A 13,278-nucleotide genomic window follows, 5' to 3' on the forward strand; every position below is an offset into this window, starting at 1 on the left:
ACGGACCGGTCCGCGTGGGGGTGCCGCCCTGCGGGCCGAACTCGCGGCGATCGACCCAGCAGCCGAGTGCCGCAGGTTCGCCGTCAGCGGCGCATGGGCCGCGCTGCGGTCCGGTGGCCCACGCCGCGCCTGGGCACCGGCAGCGGCCGTGGCGCTCGCCGTCGCGGGTGGCTCGTTCGCCGCCTCACGCTGGTCACCGGCACACGACCAGGGCGGCATCCTGCCAGCATCGGCCCGCAGCCGGTTGCCATGGCAGCTCAGGCGCTATATCGACGGTTGGTTATGGTCGAGTGGTGCTGCTGATGCGGATTCTCGGCCCGGTCGAGGCCGAGGTCGACGGACGGGCGCTGGCGCTCGGCCGGCGTCGCGAGCGGTGCCTGCTGGCCGTCCTGCTGGCCCGGCTCGGCCAGGTGGTGTCCACCGAGGACCTGATCGAGCTGCTGTGGGGCGAGGACGCGCCGGACAGCGCCCGCCGCTCGTTGCACGCACACGTCGCCCGGCTGCGGCGGGCACTGGCCGACACCGGCGCCGAGCTGACCGGCACCGCCGGCGGTTACCTGATCCGGGCCGACCCGCAGACCGTGGACGCCTACGAGTTCCGCGCTCTGGTCCAGGCTGCCCGCCGGTCGCCGGTGCCGGTCGAACGGGCCCGGCTGTTACGGCGGGCGCTGGATCTGTGGCGCGGGGACGCCCTGGCCGAGCTGTCCGAGAGTGACCTGCGCACCCGGATCTGCGCCGAGTGGGACGAACTGCGCACCCAGGCGGTCGAGGAACGCATCCTGGCCGACCTCGACGCCGGCGCCGACGACGTGGTGGCCGAGCTGCGCGGCCTGGTGACGGCGAGCCCGTCGCGGGAACGCCCGGTGGCGCTGCTGATGCTGGCGCTCTACCGGACCGGCCGGCGGGCCGAGGCGCTGGACGCCTACCAGGACAATTACCGGCATCTGGTGGCGGCGCTGGGCGTGGAGCCGGGCCGGATGCTCGACGCCCTGCACACCGCGATGCTGCGCGACGACCCGATACTCGACGCTCCCGCCCAGCAGGTCCTGCAGTCGACGGCGGCCGGCCCGGCCGCGGTGCCGCAGGAGCTGCCGAGCCCGGTCACCGGTTTCGCCGGCCGGGCCGGGCAACTCGCCGAGCTGGACCGGGTCCGGGCCGGCCCGGTCATCGCGATCGTGGGGGCGGGCGGCGTCGGGAAGACCACGCTCGCGGTGCACTGGGCCCATCACGTCCGGGCCGAATTTCCGGACGGCCAGCTGTACGTCAATCTTCGCGGCTTCGACCCCGACGGCCGGCCGGTCGCGCCCGGCGAGGCGTTGCGCGGTTTTCTCGACGCGCTGGGCGTGCCGGCCGAGCGGATCCCGGCCGGCGTCGCCGGGCAGGCCGGTCTCTTCCGCAGCCTGCTCGCCGACCGGCGGATGCTGGTGCTGCTCGACAACGCCCGCGACGCCGAGCAGGTCCGGCCGCTGCTGCCCGGCACGGCCGGATCGCTGGTCGTCCTCACCAGTCGCAGCCAGCTCACCTCGCTGGTGGCCACGCACGGCACCCAGCCGCTCGCCCTCGACCTGCTGACCGAGGCCGACGCCCGGGAACTGCTCGCCCGGCGACTCGGCGAGGGCCGGCTCGCGGCCGAACCGACGGCCGTCACCGCCCTGATCCGGGCGTGCGCCCGGCTGCCGCTGGCGCTGGCCGTCGCGGCCGCCCGGCTGCGATACGACGACTTCCCGATCGCGGCCGTGGTGGCCGAGCTGGCCGACGCCGCGCAACGGTGGGCGGCCCTGGACGCGGGCGAGCCCGCGACCCAGGTGCAGGCCGTGCTGTCGTGGTCGTACACGGTGCTGCCGCCCGACGCGGCCCACCTGTTCCGGCTGCTCGGCCTGCACCCCGGCCCGGAGATCTCGGTGGCGTCGGCGGCCGCCCTGGCCGGCCGGCCCGCCGCCGAGACGCAGCGTCTGCTGACCACGCTGCGCCGGGCGAGCATGCTGGTCGAGTCGGCCCCCGGCCGGTATGCCTTCCACGATCTGCTCCGCGCGTTCGCCGCCGATCTCGGCCACCGGCACGACGACGGCGCGAGCCGGCAGACCGCGCGCGGCCGGCTGCTGGACCACTACGTGGCGACCGCGTGCGCGGCGGACCACCTGCTCAACCCGGCCCGCAACGCGATGGTCATCCGCTTCGAGCCGACCACTCCGGAGTGCTTCGCCGACTATCGGGCGGCCGCGGACTGGCTGACCGTCGAGCAGCCGGTGCTGCTGGCGGCCCTGCCGGCCGCCGCGGACCACGGCTTCGAGGCGCGGGCCTGGCAACTCGCCTGGGCGCTGCACACCCACCTGGTCCGGCGCGGCGACTGGGCGGCCGGCGAGACGGCGTGGCGGGCCGCGCTTCCGTGCGCGGTCAAGCTCGGCCACCTACCCGCCCAGGGCCTGGCCCACCGGCTTCTCGGGTACGCGCTGACCCTGCTCCTCCGCTACGACGAGGCCCTGGACCACCTCGCCGCGGCACTCACGGCGTACACCGAGGCCGGCGACCAGAGCGGCCTGGGCGACACCGAATACAACATCTCGCTGCTGTGGAGCCGGCAGCAGATCGCCGACCGCGCCCTGCAGCACGCCGAGCACGCCCTCGCCGCCTACCGGCTGGCCGGGCATCGGTCCGGGCAGGCCTACGCGCTGAACTCGGTCGGCTGGCACAGCGCCCAGCTCGGCGACCGCCGCCGCGGACTCGACTGCTGCGGGCAGGCCCTCGAGCTCTTCCGCGAGGCCCGCGACGCCACCGGCGAGGCCGCGACCTGGGACAGCATCGGCTTCTTCCACTCTCAGAAGGGCGATCCGGACAGCGCCGAGCCCTGCTACCGACGGGCGCTTGACCTCTTCCGCGAGCAGGGCGACCGCTACAACGAGGCCGACGTCCTGAACCACCTGGCCGAGGCCCAGCGCGCGATGGGCCGGACCACCGCCGCCCGGGACACCTGGACCGCTGCCCTCGACATCCTGCTGGCGCTGGATCACCCGGACGCCGGCAACATTCGCACCGCGCTGGCCGATCTCGATCAGAGCGGGAGGACCACCGGGGTCGGGGAGCCGGCCACGCACGTCACCGTGATGCGGTAACGGGTCAGGGTGCCCTTGAAGATGGCCATCACGGTCAGTGCCGGGCCCGGTTCGACCGTTTCCACCGAGTAGCCGGGCTTGGCCGCCCACCCGGTCAGCCTCGCCCTACCCTGCTCGCAGACGGCGCGCACGACGCCGCCCGGCGATTCCAGCAGCTTGCCCTCGGAAACCGAGGAGGGACCGTCCGAAGTGCTCGGTTCCGGTGATCCGGTGGCGCTCGACGAGCCGGCCGAGCCGCCGGGGCTGACCGAGGCGATCGGTTCACTCCCGGCTACCGGTGGGCTCACCGGCACGCCGGTGGCGGCCGGATGGGTGACGCCGCCGCCGTTACTCACGGTGGGAGCGCCTGCCTGCTTGCTCACGGTGGGTGCGGCGGCAACGCTCTCGGCGGCATTCGGCGTCGCGGTCTCCGCGTCCGATCCGCCCTGCAACGCCAGGCCCGCGACGGCGGCGGCCAGCAGGGCGACAATAGCGACAATCAACATCAACTGCTTTTTGGGTACGCGTCGAGCACCGCGCCCGCCCACCACCGGTCGTCCCCGACCCACCGGCGAGGCACCACGCGCCCCGGCGAAGACCTCGGTGGCCGCCGCATCCCGCCGATTGCGCCCGGCCCGCTCGACCGGCGGCGACGCCCCCGCGGCCTGCCCGGCGTTCCGCCGCCCGGACACCTCGGCCGGACCGGCCCCCGCACCGCGTTCGTTCCCGGCTTCACCGCGCCCGACCGGACCGGAGTTGGTGGCCCGCTCAGCGTCGCGCCCAAGCCCGTCGCGCCCGGCCCCGTCGCGGGCGCCCCTGTCCCGGGCGACACCGGCGTTTCGAGCGCTCGGGATGCCGCCAGCGCCCGCGCCCGCACCGCCCGCGGCCGCGCCGGTCGCACCCCCGCGCCACGACGGCTGCCACACCCCGGTCTCGGCGTCCAGATCGTCCGGCTCCCCGACAGCCGGGTGCGGAATTCGCGGTGCGGCGGGGGCGGCTTCCCGGCGTACACCAATGGGGTCAATCGCGGCCGAAGCCTCCGCCGCGTCGGCGAGAATGCCGGACACCTCGCTCGCGCTCGGGCGGGACGCCGGGTCCTTGGCCAGGCAGCGGCCGACCAGCTTGATCACCGAGGGCGGCACGCCCGGAACGTCGGGCAGCGGGGCCGGCTCCAGGTAGACGTGGGCGCGCAGCATCTGCGTGGTGCTCTCCACCGACCACGGCGCCTCGTCGGCGAGCAGGCGGTAGAGGAGGACGCCCAGGGCATACACGTCGGAGGCCGGGACGATCAGTTCACCGGTGAGGCGCTCGGGGGCCAGGTAGGCGGGGGTGCCGACCAGCATCTCCTCGGGGGAGGCCGGGCCGGCGACGGCGGCGATGCCGAAGTCGACGACCTTCGCACCCGCCGGGGTGACCATGATGTTGGCCATCTTGATGTCGCGGTGGACCAGGCCGTCGGCGTGCGCGGCGGCCAGCGCGGCCGCCACCTCGCCGCAGATCCGGAAGACGGTGCGCGGCGGGAGTTTGCCGGTCGAGACGCGTTGCTGCAGGGTGGGGCCGTTGATCAGCTCCATCACCACGTAGGGGGTGCCGGTCTCGGCGGTCTCGCCGTAGTCGTAGACCTGGGCGATGTTCGGGTGCGAGAGGGTGGCGGCGGAGCGGGCCTCGTCGCGGATCCGGGCGCGGGACTGCGGGTCGCCGGCGTAGCGGCCGGCGAGCAACTTCACCGCGACCGGGCGGCCGAGGACCTCGTCGCGGGCACGCCAAACCACGGCCATGCCGCCCCTGCCGAGCTCGTCGAGCAATGTGTAGCGCCCGCCGAGCGTCTGCCGAACCTCCACCGTGGCAGTGTGCCCGTCCCAACGGAAAAGCGCACATCGAGAACCACTCGAATGCCATTCACGTTTCATTTTCTCGACGCCGATGGAATTGTTTCCGGCGCGTTCAATAAATGATCAAGAGGACGGGTGCTGCATCCACCACTCGGTGAACTGGCGGGCCTGGCCCAGGATGTCGAGGCGCAGGACCCACAGGTTGCTGTAGGTCTTGTCCGGATATTTCGTGGTTGCTTCGATGATGGCGAGATCTTCGGTGACCAACATCGGATGCCACTCGAAGGTGGTCGAATCCGGCGCATCCCGAACTTTCAGCCAGTTCTCCACGATTTTGTCGCGGCCCAGCCACGGGTCCGCGAACGGCTCGGTGAAATAGGCCGCGTCCTCGGCGAAAAGATCCGCTATGTCATGCGGATCATTCGACTCCCATGCCTTGCGGTAGTTAGCCACCCACGCCGTCACCGCGTCGAGACTGCTCATCCCCGCGCCTCCCCAGGTCGCCTCGCTGAACCTTTTCAACCTGACGTGGGGCCTGTGGTTCCGCCGACGACGTTCGGCGCCGGGCGCTGCGCCCTGGCCACGTTGAAAAGGTTCAGTCAGGAGCGTAGGCGAGTCGGCTGAACTCTTGCAGTGCGCCGTTCCACAGGAGATCGGTGACCTGGCTGAGCAGGATCACGGTCAGCCCCGCGCCGGGGTCGTTGAACCAGTCGGTGCCGTACCCGCCGGACCATCCGTACCGCCCGGGGCCGGACACCTCGTCGGCCTTGACCGTCACGCTCATGCCGTACCCCCAGCCCTGGCCGTCGAGGAAGCCGGTGCCCTCGATCTGCTCGGGAGCCAGGTGGTTGGTGGTCATCGCGGCCACCGACTGCTTGCTGAGCAGCCGCGTGCCGCCGACCACGCCGCCGTCCAGGAGGAACCGGGCGAAGGCCAGGTAGTCGTCGGCGGTGGAGACCAGGCCCCCGGAGCCGGACGGGAAAACCGGCCGCTCGGTCCACGTCGCGGCCGTGGATCCGTCCTGCTCGGCGAGGACGCCGGTGGCCGGGTCGGTCATGTAGCAGGTCGGCAGCTCGGCGGCCCGGTCGGCGGGCAGCCAGAAACCGGTGTGGGTCATGCCGAGCGGCGCGAAGATGCGCTCGTGCAGCAACTCGTCCAGCGGCTGCCCGGCGGCCCGGGCAAGGAGGACGCCGAGGACCAGGGTGCCGGCGTTGTAGCGCCACACCTCGCCGGGCTGGTTCATCAGCGGGAGCGTGCCGAAACGCCGGATCCACTCGTCGGGGTCGTGCGGGGTGGGCGGGTAGGGCTCGCTCAGGACCAGGTCGAGGTCGCGGCCGGCCTGCACGATCGGGTAGGGCGGGTCGATCTGGCCGTCCTCGACGATCATGCCGAAGCCGAAGGTGAAGGTGAGCAGGTCGGCCACGGTGACCGGGCGATTCAGCTCGACCGTGTCGTCGAGCGGGCCGTCGGGCCGGCGCAGAACGCGCTGACCGGCCAGCTCGGGCAGCAGCTTGACGACCGGTTCCTCCAGGTCGAGCCGGTCGTCCTCGGCCAGCATCAGGGTGACCGCGGCCAGTACCGGTTTGGTCATCGAAGCGATCCGGAAGGGTGTGTCGCGCCGCATCGGGACGTCCCCGCCGACGCGGGTCACGCCCACGGTGTGCACCACCACCTCGTCATCGCGGGCGACCAGGGCAACGACACCGGGGAACTCGCCGCGATCGACCCGGGCGGCGATCGCGTCACGCAGCGCACTCATGACAGACAGCCTGCCACCGTTAGGGTCTCGGCATGGAACAGAACTGGCGGCATCTTCCGCCCCCGGCCCGGCCGATCGCGGCCGCAACCAGCGCGGCGGTCGAGGCCGCACAACTCAAGGACGGCGAGGCGCTGGCCGGCGCGGTCGCCCAACTGGCGGCGCTCGACCCGGCGCAGACCGGTCTCATCCTGGGCGTGACCGTCCGTCTGCTGCTGGAGGACACCAGCCCGGACGGCATCGACGCGGACAGCGTGCGCGCGGTGCTGGAGCGCTGCGTGCGCGGCGCGGCCGCGTGGCAGACCGAGGTGGACCCGCACGTCGTGCTGCTGCTCCTGGCCGGTGCGCTCGGGGTCGTCGCGGAGGACGACGAGACTCCCCCGCCGAAGCCGGACCAGCTCGCCCGGCACGCCGCGCTGCTGCTCGCGGACCTGCTCGGCCCCCGCCCGGTGCCGCCGTTCCTGAACGCTGCCCTGATCGAGATCGAGCGGACGCAGCTCAACGACTGATCGGTCGTTGAACACCCACGAGCCCGAAAATCGTGGCGAAAGGGTGGGATACGGTCATGGAGTTGCGGCCGCTGGTGCACGTCGGCGACATGGCCGCCTCGATCACCTTCTACGAGAAACTGGGCGCCGAGATCATCCACGGTGGCCGCGACTCGGAGTGGGTGTTGCTGCAGCTCGGCACGGTCCAGATCGGCCTGCTGGCCCGGCCGGTGGACGAGGAACGCGGCGAGACGCCGGTGGAGCTGCACTTCGGTTCGGCCGGGCCGCTCGAGCAGTGGGAGCGGCGGCTGGTCCGGGCCGGCGTGCCGATCGCCGAGGTGGCGGCCGACGACGATCTCGGCGAGCAGTTGTGCGTGCGGACCCCGGACGGCACGCTCATCAAGATCAGTCAGCGGGAGCCATAGGCCGGACCCCGCTCGATCGGGCCCACTCGCAGATCGCGGCCAGCGGCTTCTCCAGCGTCCGGCCGAGCTCGGTCAACTCGTACTCGACGTGCTGCGGTGGCTCGGCCTTGAGCACCCGGCGGGCGACCAGGCCGTCCTCCGCCATGCCGCGCAGCGTCTCGGTGAGCATCTTCTGGGTGATGCCGGGCACCCGCCGGCGCAGGTCGGCGGGGCGTTGCGGGCCGGGGAGCAGCGAATAGATCAGCAGCACCCGCCACTTGGCGGCGAGGCGTTCCAGCGCCTGCCGGGTGGTGCAGCTCTCCACGAGCACGTCGGGCACGAACAGATCCACGGCCACCCTCCCCATGGGTACGCGGAAGTGCCTTCTGTCCTCCCGCCGCACGGTCAGCTTAATGTCGCCGGGTGACCACTTTCCTCAGTGACGGCCTTCGTCTGGCCGGCGTTCTGCATCGCACCGACGACCCACAGGCCATCGTCCTCACCGGACCGTTCACCGGCGTGAAGGAGCAGGTGACCGGCGTCTACGCCGAGCGGTTCGCGGCCGAGGGCTTCACCACGCTCGCCTTCGACCACCGCGGCTGGGGCGCGAGCGAGGGCCGTCCGCAGCACGAGGACAGCCAGGGCAAACTCGCCGACCTGCGGGCGGCGGTGGGGCTGCTGGCCGCGGACGGCTACCGGGTGTCGGTGGTCGGGATCTGCCTGGGCGGCGGCTACGCGATGAAGGCGGCCGCCACCGATCCGCGGGTGGCCGCGGTGGCCGGCATCGCGGGCGCCTACAACAGCCCGGCCTTCTTCGCCGAGCGGATGGGCCTGGCCGGCTATCGCGACGCGCTGCGCGGCATGCTCGACCGCTACGACGAGGTGCTCCCGGCGGTCGCGGCCGAGGGCGAGGCCGCGATGCCCGGCGAGGAGCCGTGGTCCTACTACTCCACCCACAGCGACAATTGGGTCAATCAGGTCACCCGCGGCTCGCTGCACAGCCTGATGACCCTGGACGTGCTGTCCGCCCGGCCACTGCTGCCGCCCAGCCTGGTGGTGCACGGCCGCACGGACGACTACTGCTCGCCCGAGCTGGCCGAGGCGCTGCATGCCGACGAGACGGTCTGGCTGGACTGCGAGCGCCACGTCGACCTCTACGACGCCGAGCCCTACGTCACTCAGGCGGTCGCGGCGACCGCAGGCTTCCTGCGGAAGCACGGCTGAGCGCGGCGCGGTGCGCTTTGTGGGGTACGGCGAGACGCAGTGCCGCCAGGCCCGCCAGCGCGCCGGCCGTGTTCGCGATCAGGTCGTTGATGTCGACGGTGCGCCGGCTGCCCAGGGTCAGTCCGAGAATCAGCTGAGTGAGCTCGATGCAGCCACTGGCGACAAGCGCATGACCGAAGATTTTCCGGTACGCGTCGGTCCGCGGCCATTGCAGCGGCAGCAGCACGCCGACCGGCACGAACATGATCACGTTGAGCACGAAGCTCGGCGCATCCACCACGAACGGGATGTAGTGGATCATCGTCCACCACGGCTGACCGGCCCAGTACGCCGACGGATGCGGCCGGATCGGGAAGATCGTCACGGCGATGACACCGATGGCGTACGCCAGGAGAAGGAAGCGCCGCACAACCCACCCTAACGAGCCGGCGTAACTCGGGTCACTTGCAGTCGATAAAAGTTTGCAGTGCCTGCAAGTTTGGCCGTAGCCTCCTGCCCCATGGGCCTCCGGGACCGCAAGAAGCAACAGACCCGTTCCGCACTGACCGATGCCGCGCTACGTCTGGCCGACGAGCGCGGCCTCGACCACGTGACCGTCGAGGAGATCAGCGCGGCCGCCGACGTCTCGCCGCGGACGTTCTTCAACTACTTCGCCACCAAGGACGACGCCATCCTCGGCGACCCGGTGATCACCGCCGAGACGGTCTGCGAGCGGCTGCTCGCCGTTCCGCGCGAGGTTCCGATCATCGATGCCGTGCTGGGTGTGTTCACACCGGCGATCGAGCAGATCCAGGCCGACCGCGAGCTGTGGCTGCTCCGGATGCGCGTGATCAAGAACAACCCGGCGCTGCTCCCGATCCTGTTCGCCCGGGGAGCCGCCGACGAGCAACTGTTCGTGGCCGCCGTCGCCGCCCGGGGCGGACTCTCCGCCGAGGACACCTTCCCGCAGCTGGCCGCCGTGGTCACCGGCGCGGCGTTCCGCGTCGCGATGATGCGCTGGTCCGCGGCCGGCCCGGACCACCGGCTCGCCGATTTCGTCTGCGAGGCCTTCGGACTGCTCGCCGCCGGCCTTGCCCACCCTGTCCCTACCCATCAGGAAGTTGTGTGACATGTCAGTCACCGACAACGCCGAAGCGACGGTCGCGGAAGACGCCGTCACCCTCGCCGGCGAGCCGATCGCGGCCGAAGCGGTCGACGCCGCGATCAGCGGCAGCGAATCACCCGCCCGGATGACCCACCGCGAGGTGATCCAGGCGCTGTCCGGCCTCATGCTCGGCATGTTCGTCTCGATCCTCGCCTCGACGATCGTCTCGAACGCGCTGCCCCGGATCATCGCCGACCTCGGCGGCAGCCAGTCCGTCTACACCTGGATCGTCACCACCGAGCTGCTGGCGATGACCGCGACCGTCCCGCTCTGGGGCAAGCTCGCCGACCTCTACAGCAAGAAGCTGCTGATCCAGGTGTCGCTGCTGCTGTTCGTGGCCGGCTCGCTGATCGCCGGCTTCACCCCGAACGTCGGCGTCCTGCTGGTCAGCCGGATCGCGCAGGGCGTCGGCGCGGGCGGCATGAGCGCGCTCGCGATGATCGTGATGGCCGCGATGATCCCGCCGCGCGAGCTCGGCCGCTACTCCGGCATGTTCGGCGCGGTCTTCGGCGTCGCCACCATCGCCGGCCCGCTGATCGGCGGCGTCCTGGTGGACACCGACTGGCTCGGCTGGCGCTGGTGCTTCTTCATCGGCGTGCCGTTCTCGGTGGCCGCGATCATCCTGCTGCAGAAGACCCTGCACCTGCCGACCGCCCGGCGCGCGGTGAAGATCGACTGGCTGGGCGCGTTCCTGATCACGGCCGGCGTCAGCACCCTGCTGATCTGGTCCACGCTGGCCGGTCAGCACTTCGACTGGGCGTCCTGGGAGACCGCGGCCTTCGTGGTGGGCGGCATCGTGCTGCTGGCGCTGGCCGTCCTGGTCGAGTCGAAGGCGCCCGAGCCGATCATCCCGCTCGGCATCTTCCGCAGCCGCACCGTCAGCCTGACGATCGTGGCCAGCGTGCTCGTCGGGGTGGCCCTGTTCGGCGGCACGGTCTTCCTGTCGCAGTACTTCCAGGTCGCTCTCGGTAAGTCGCCGACCGTCGCGGGCCTGATGAGCCTGCCGATGATTTTCGGTCTGCTGCTCTCCTCGACGATTGCCGGGCAGCTCATCACGAAGTTCGGCAAATGGAAGATGTACCTGGTCGCGGGCGCGATCGTGATGACCGCCGGGATGCTGCTGCTCGCCACCATCGACGCGACGACAAGCGTGCTGCTCCTGTCGATCCACATGCTGGTGCTCGGCGTCGGGGTCGGCATGCTCATGCAGAACCTGGTGCTCGCCGCCCAGAACGACGTGCCCGCCACCGAGCTGGGCGCGGCCACCTCGGCGCTGACCTTCTTCCGCAGCCTGGGCGGTGCGATCGGGGTGAGCGCGCTCGGTGCGGTGCTCGCCAACCGGGTGACGTCGCTGTTCGCTGAGAAGTTCGGTGCGGCCGCGGCGTCGGCCGGCGACGGCAAGGTGCCGGACCTGAGCACCCTGCCACCGGACGTCCTCGCGGTGATCAAGGACATCTACGGCGAGGCCACCGCGGATCTGTTCCTGGTGGGGGCGCCGATCGCGTTCCTGGCGATCATCGCGGTGATCTTCATCAAGGAGAAGCCGCTGTCCGCCCTCTCCGGCGACGAGCGCCGGGCCCAGGAGGAGGCGGCCGGGATCCCGCTGCACTAGGCAGGGTTGACCTGGCCGGAAACGGTCGACGACCATCGCCCGGACGAGTGAATCTCCCCGGGCGCTGGTCGGGCCGGGTCAGGACGGGCGAAGGCCCACCGAGGTGCGCGGCGACGGCGGCTCGGCGCAGCCCAGCAGGCCGACCAGCCCGGAAACCCAGAGCTGGCGGTAGACCGTGGGGCTGGGGTGGCTGACCACGAGCTTCACGCCGCTGGCGGCGGCGGTGTGGAAACAGGCCACCAGGATGCCGATGCCGATGCTGTCGATCAGCATGACCCGTTGCAGGTCGAGGCAGATCCTGCCCGGTGTACTGCTGGTCAGGACGTCATTGACGGCGTCCCGCATCACGTGAGCATTGTCTAGGTCGATCTCACCGCTTGGCGCGATTTCGACGGTGCCATCGGCCAACTGGCGCGTGGTGATCGGCAGATACACGGCTGCCCTCTTCCTGGCGTCGAGCGGGCCGACGCCGACTACCGCGTGGAGTCCCGCCCGCCGGCCCATGGCTCGGCCGAGCGTCGAGCACCTCGCCCAGGCGCCGCTTCTCCCACCGCGTTCCTACAACAATCCGCTGGTCGGTAAGTTACGCCACGTAGGCGCGGAACGCCAGAGTAGTTCATATGGCCTGAATGTGCTGGAACGGTCAGCGCGTGGCGGGAACGTTGACGTTCCACGTATCGGGGCCGAATACTCACGGTATGCGATGGAGTCCCCTTCGGTATGGCTGACGTCTACCCAAGGTCCGGACCAGCACCATCCGAAGTGCCCGACATAATCCACTTCAGCAGCGTAGATATCGATCAAGCGCGAACTGCGCTAAATCGTTTCTACTATCCGGTGGCAGTCGGCGTCCTGGACGGTGCGGAAGGTTTCGGCCTCGGAATGGAAGTGATCCAACTCGGACCACTCACGGTCGGGCAGCTCAGTTATGCCTCGCCGATGATCCTGACGATGGCCGAGCTGGACGCCTACCACGTCAGCATGCCCACCACCGGCCGTATGCAGGCCAGGCATGCCGGGCACGAGGTGATGGCCGACCCGTCGACCGCCGCCGTCTTCGGCCCGGGCAAGCCGGTCTACACCCGGCACGACGGCAATTCGGCCGAGCTCGCCATCAAGATCGAGCGCGCCGCGCTGGAGCAGGAGCTCGCCGGCCTGCTGGGTCGCCCGGTCGAGGGACCGATCGCCCTGCCGCCCGCCATCGACCTGTCCTCCGGCCCCAGCCATGCGTGGAGCCGCCTGGTGCGGCTGCTGCGCGACGAGTTGGAGTACCCGGAGACCCTGATCTGCCACCCGCTGATCGCCGAGCAGCTGCGCAGCAGCGTGCTCAGCGGCCTGCTGCTGAGCGTGCCGCACCAGTTCCACGCCGAGCTGACCGGCCCGGCCGTCGCCGGGCCGCCGCGGGCGATCCGCCGGGTGGTGGACGCCATCCACGACGAGCCGGAACGCGCGTTCACGGTGGCCGACCTGGCCGCGATCGCCGGGACGAGCGTGCGGTCCCTGCAGGAGGGTTTCCGGCGGCACGTCGGGGCTACCCCGATGGCCTATCTGCAGCAGGAACGCCTGACGCGGGTGCACGAGACGCTGCGCCGCTCGGACCCGCTGCGGGTCACGGTGGCCACCGTCGCGCATCGCTGGGGCTTCGCCCACCTGGGCCGGTTCGCCTCCGCCTATCGCGGGCGCTTCGGGGTGCCGCCGTCGGAGACCCTACGGTCAGCGGGCTGAATCA

Annotated in this window: 13 protein-coding genes; 7 read left to right on the plus strand and 6 right to left on the minus strand. The window is 71.3% G+C overall.

Annotated features, from left to right (window positions below; translation table 11 throughout):
* The first annotated feature begins 302 nt into the window (after positions 1 to 302).
* Complete coding sequence (locus Adu01nite_RS02625; RefSeq protein ID WP_239132094.1) at positions 303 to 3,110, plus strand: AfsR/SARP family transcriptional regulator; 2,808 nt, start codon at positions 303 to 305, stop codon at positions 3,108 to 3,110.
* Here the strand turns inward: Adu01nite_RS02625 and Adu01nite_RS02630 are convergent.
* The 3 genes from Adu01nite_RS02630 to Adu01nite_RS02640 form a co-directional block, all read right to left on the minus strand.
* The gene (locus tag Adu01nite_RS02630; RefSeq protein ID WP_239132084.1) at positions 3,050 to 4,930 is read right to left on the minus strand and encodes a protein kinase domain-containing protein; all 1,881 of its coding nucleotides are present in this window, start codon (positions 4,928 to 4,930) and stop codon (positions 3,050 to 3,052) included. The two genes, Adu01nite_RS02625 and Adu01nite_RS02630, sit on opposite strands and share 61 nt — an antisense overlap.
* A gap of 114 nt (positions 4,931 to 5,044) precedes the next feature.
* Positions 5,045 to 5,404: a nuclear transport factor 2 family protein gene (locus Adu01nite_RS02635; RefSeq protein ID WP_203724577.1), complete on the minus strand. Its 360-nt coding sequence runs from the start codon at positions 5,402 to 5,404 to the stop codon at positions 5,045 to 5,047.
* Between the two features lie 112 nt (positions 5,405 to 5,516).
* Complete coding sequence (locus Adu01nite_RS02640; RefSeq protein WP_203724578.1) at positions 5,517 to 6,680, minus strand: serine hydrolase domain-containing protein; 1,164 nt, start codon at positions 6,678 to 6,680, stop codon at positions 5,517 to 5,519.
* Between the two features lie 32 nt (positions 6,681 to 6,712).
* Between Adu01nite_RS02640 and Adu01nite_RS02645 the strand changes: the two genes are divergently transcribed.
* Both Adu01nite_RS02645 and Adu01nite_RS02650 read left to right on the plus strand, forming a co-directional pair.
* Positions 6,713 to 7,186 (plus strand): hypothetical protein, encoded by a 474-nt coding sequence (locus Adu01nite_RS02645; RefSeq protein ID WP_203724579.1) that lies wholly within the window; start codon positions 6,713 to 6,715, stop codon positions 7,184 to 7,186.
* A 56-nt stretch (positions 7,187 to 7,242) separates the two neighbouring features.
* Positions 7,243 to 7,590 (plus strand): VOC family protein, encoded by a 348-nt coding sequence (locus Adu01nite_RS02650; protein ID WP_203724580.1) that lies wholly within the window; start codon positions 7,243 to 7,245, stop codon positions 7,588 to 7,590.
* Here Adu01nite_RS02650 and Adu01nite_RS02655 read toward each other — a convergent pair.
* Positions 7,571 to 7,921, minus strand: coding sequence for a winged helix-turn-helix transcriptional regulator (locus Adu01nite_RS02655; RefSeq protein ID WP_203724581.1), 351 nt, complete (start codon positions 7,919 to 7,921; stop codon positions 7,571 to 7,573). The two genes, Adu01nite_RS02650 and Adu01nite_RS02655, sit on opposite strands and share 20 nt — an antisense overlap.
* Positions 7,922 to 7,992: 71 nt before the next feature.
* On the opposite strand from Adu01nite_RS02655, the gene Adu01nite_RS02660 reads away from it, so the two are divergent.
* The gene (locus tag Adu01nite_RS02660) at positions 7,993 to 8,793 is read left to right on the plus strand and encodes an alpha/beta hydrolase (protein ID WP_203724582.1); all 801 of its coding nucleotides are present in this window, start codon (positions 7,993 to 7,995) and stop codon (positions 8,791 to 8,793) included.
* On the opposite strand, the gene Adu01nite_RS02665 is transcribed toward Adu01nite_RS02660, so the two are convergent.
* Positions 8,744 to 9,202, minus strand: coding sequence for a VanZ family protein (locus Adu01nite_RS02665; RefSeq protein WP_203724583.1), 459 nt, complete (start codon positions 9,200 to 9,202; stop codon positions 8,744 to 8,746). The two genes, Adu01nite_RS02660 and Adu01nite_RS02665, sit on opposite strands and share 50 nt — an antisense overlap.
* Before the next feature lie 90 nt (positions 9,203 to 9,292).
* On the opposite strand from Adu01nite_RS02665, the gene Adu01nite_RS02670 reads away from it, so the two are divergent.
* Entirely contained in the window at positions 9,293 to 9,901 is a 609-nt protein-coding gene (locus tag Adu01nite_RS02670) for a TetR/AcrR family transcriptional regulator (protein WP_203724584.1), read from the plus strand.
* Between the two features lies 1 nt (position 9,902).
* On the plus strand, positions 9,903 to 11,549 hold the full coding sequence (locus Adu01nite_RS02675; RefSeq protein ID WP_498371272.1) for an MDR family MFS transporter: 1,647 nt from the start codon (positions 9,903 to 9,905) through the stop codon (positions 11,547 to 11,549).
* Between the two features lie 78 nt (positions 11,550 to 11,627).
* On the opposite strand, the gene Adu01nite_RS02680 is transcribed toward Adu01nite_RS02675, so the two are convergent.
* The gene (locus tag Adu01nite_RS02680; protein WP_203724585.1) at positions 11,628 to 11,984 is read right to left on the minus strand and encodes an STAS domain-containing protein; all 357 of its coding nucleotides are present in this window, start codon (positions 11,982 to 11,984) and stop codon (positions 11,628 to 11,630) included.
* Between the two features lie 285 nt (positions 11,985 to 12,269).
* Between Adu01nite_RS02680 and Adu01nite_RS02685 the strand changes: the two genes are divergently transcribed.
* Positions 12,270 to 13,274 carry an AraC family transcriptional regulator gene (locus tag Adu01nite_RS02685; RefSeq protein ID WP_203724586.1) on the plus strand — a complete coding sequence of 335 codons (1,005 nt, stop codon included), beginning with the start codon at positions 12,270 to 12,272 and terminating at the stop codon, positions 13,272 to 13,274.
* The last annotated feature ends 4 nt before the right edge of the window (positions 13,275 to 13,278 follow it).

The sequence above is a fragment of the Paractinoplanes durhamensis genome, from assembly GCF_016862175.1.
GTDB lineage: Bacteria > Actinomycetota > Actinomycetes > Mycobacteriales > Micromonosporaceae > Actinoplanes > Actinoplanes durhamensis.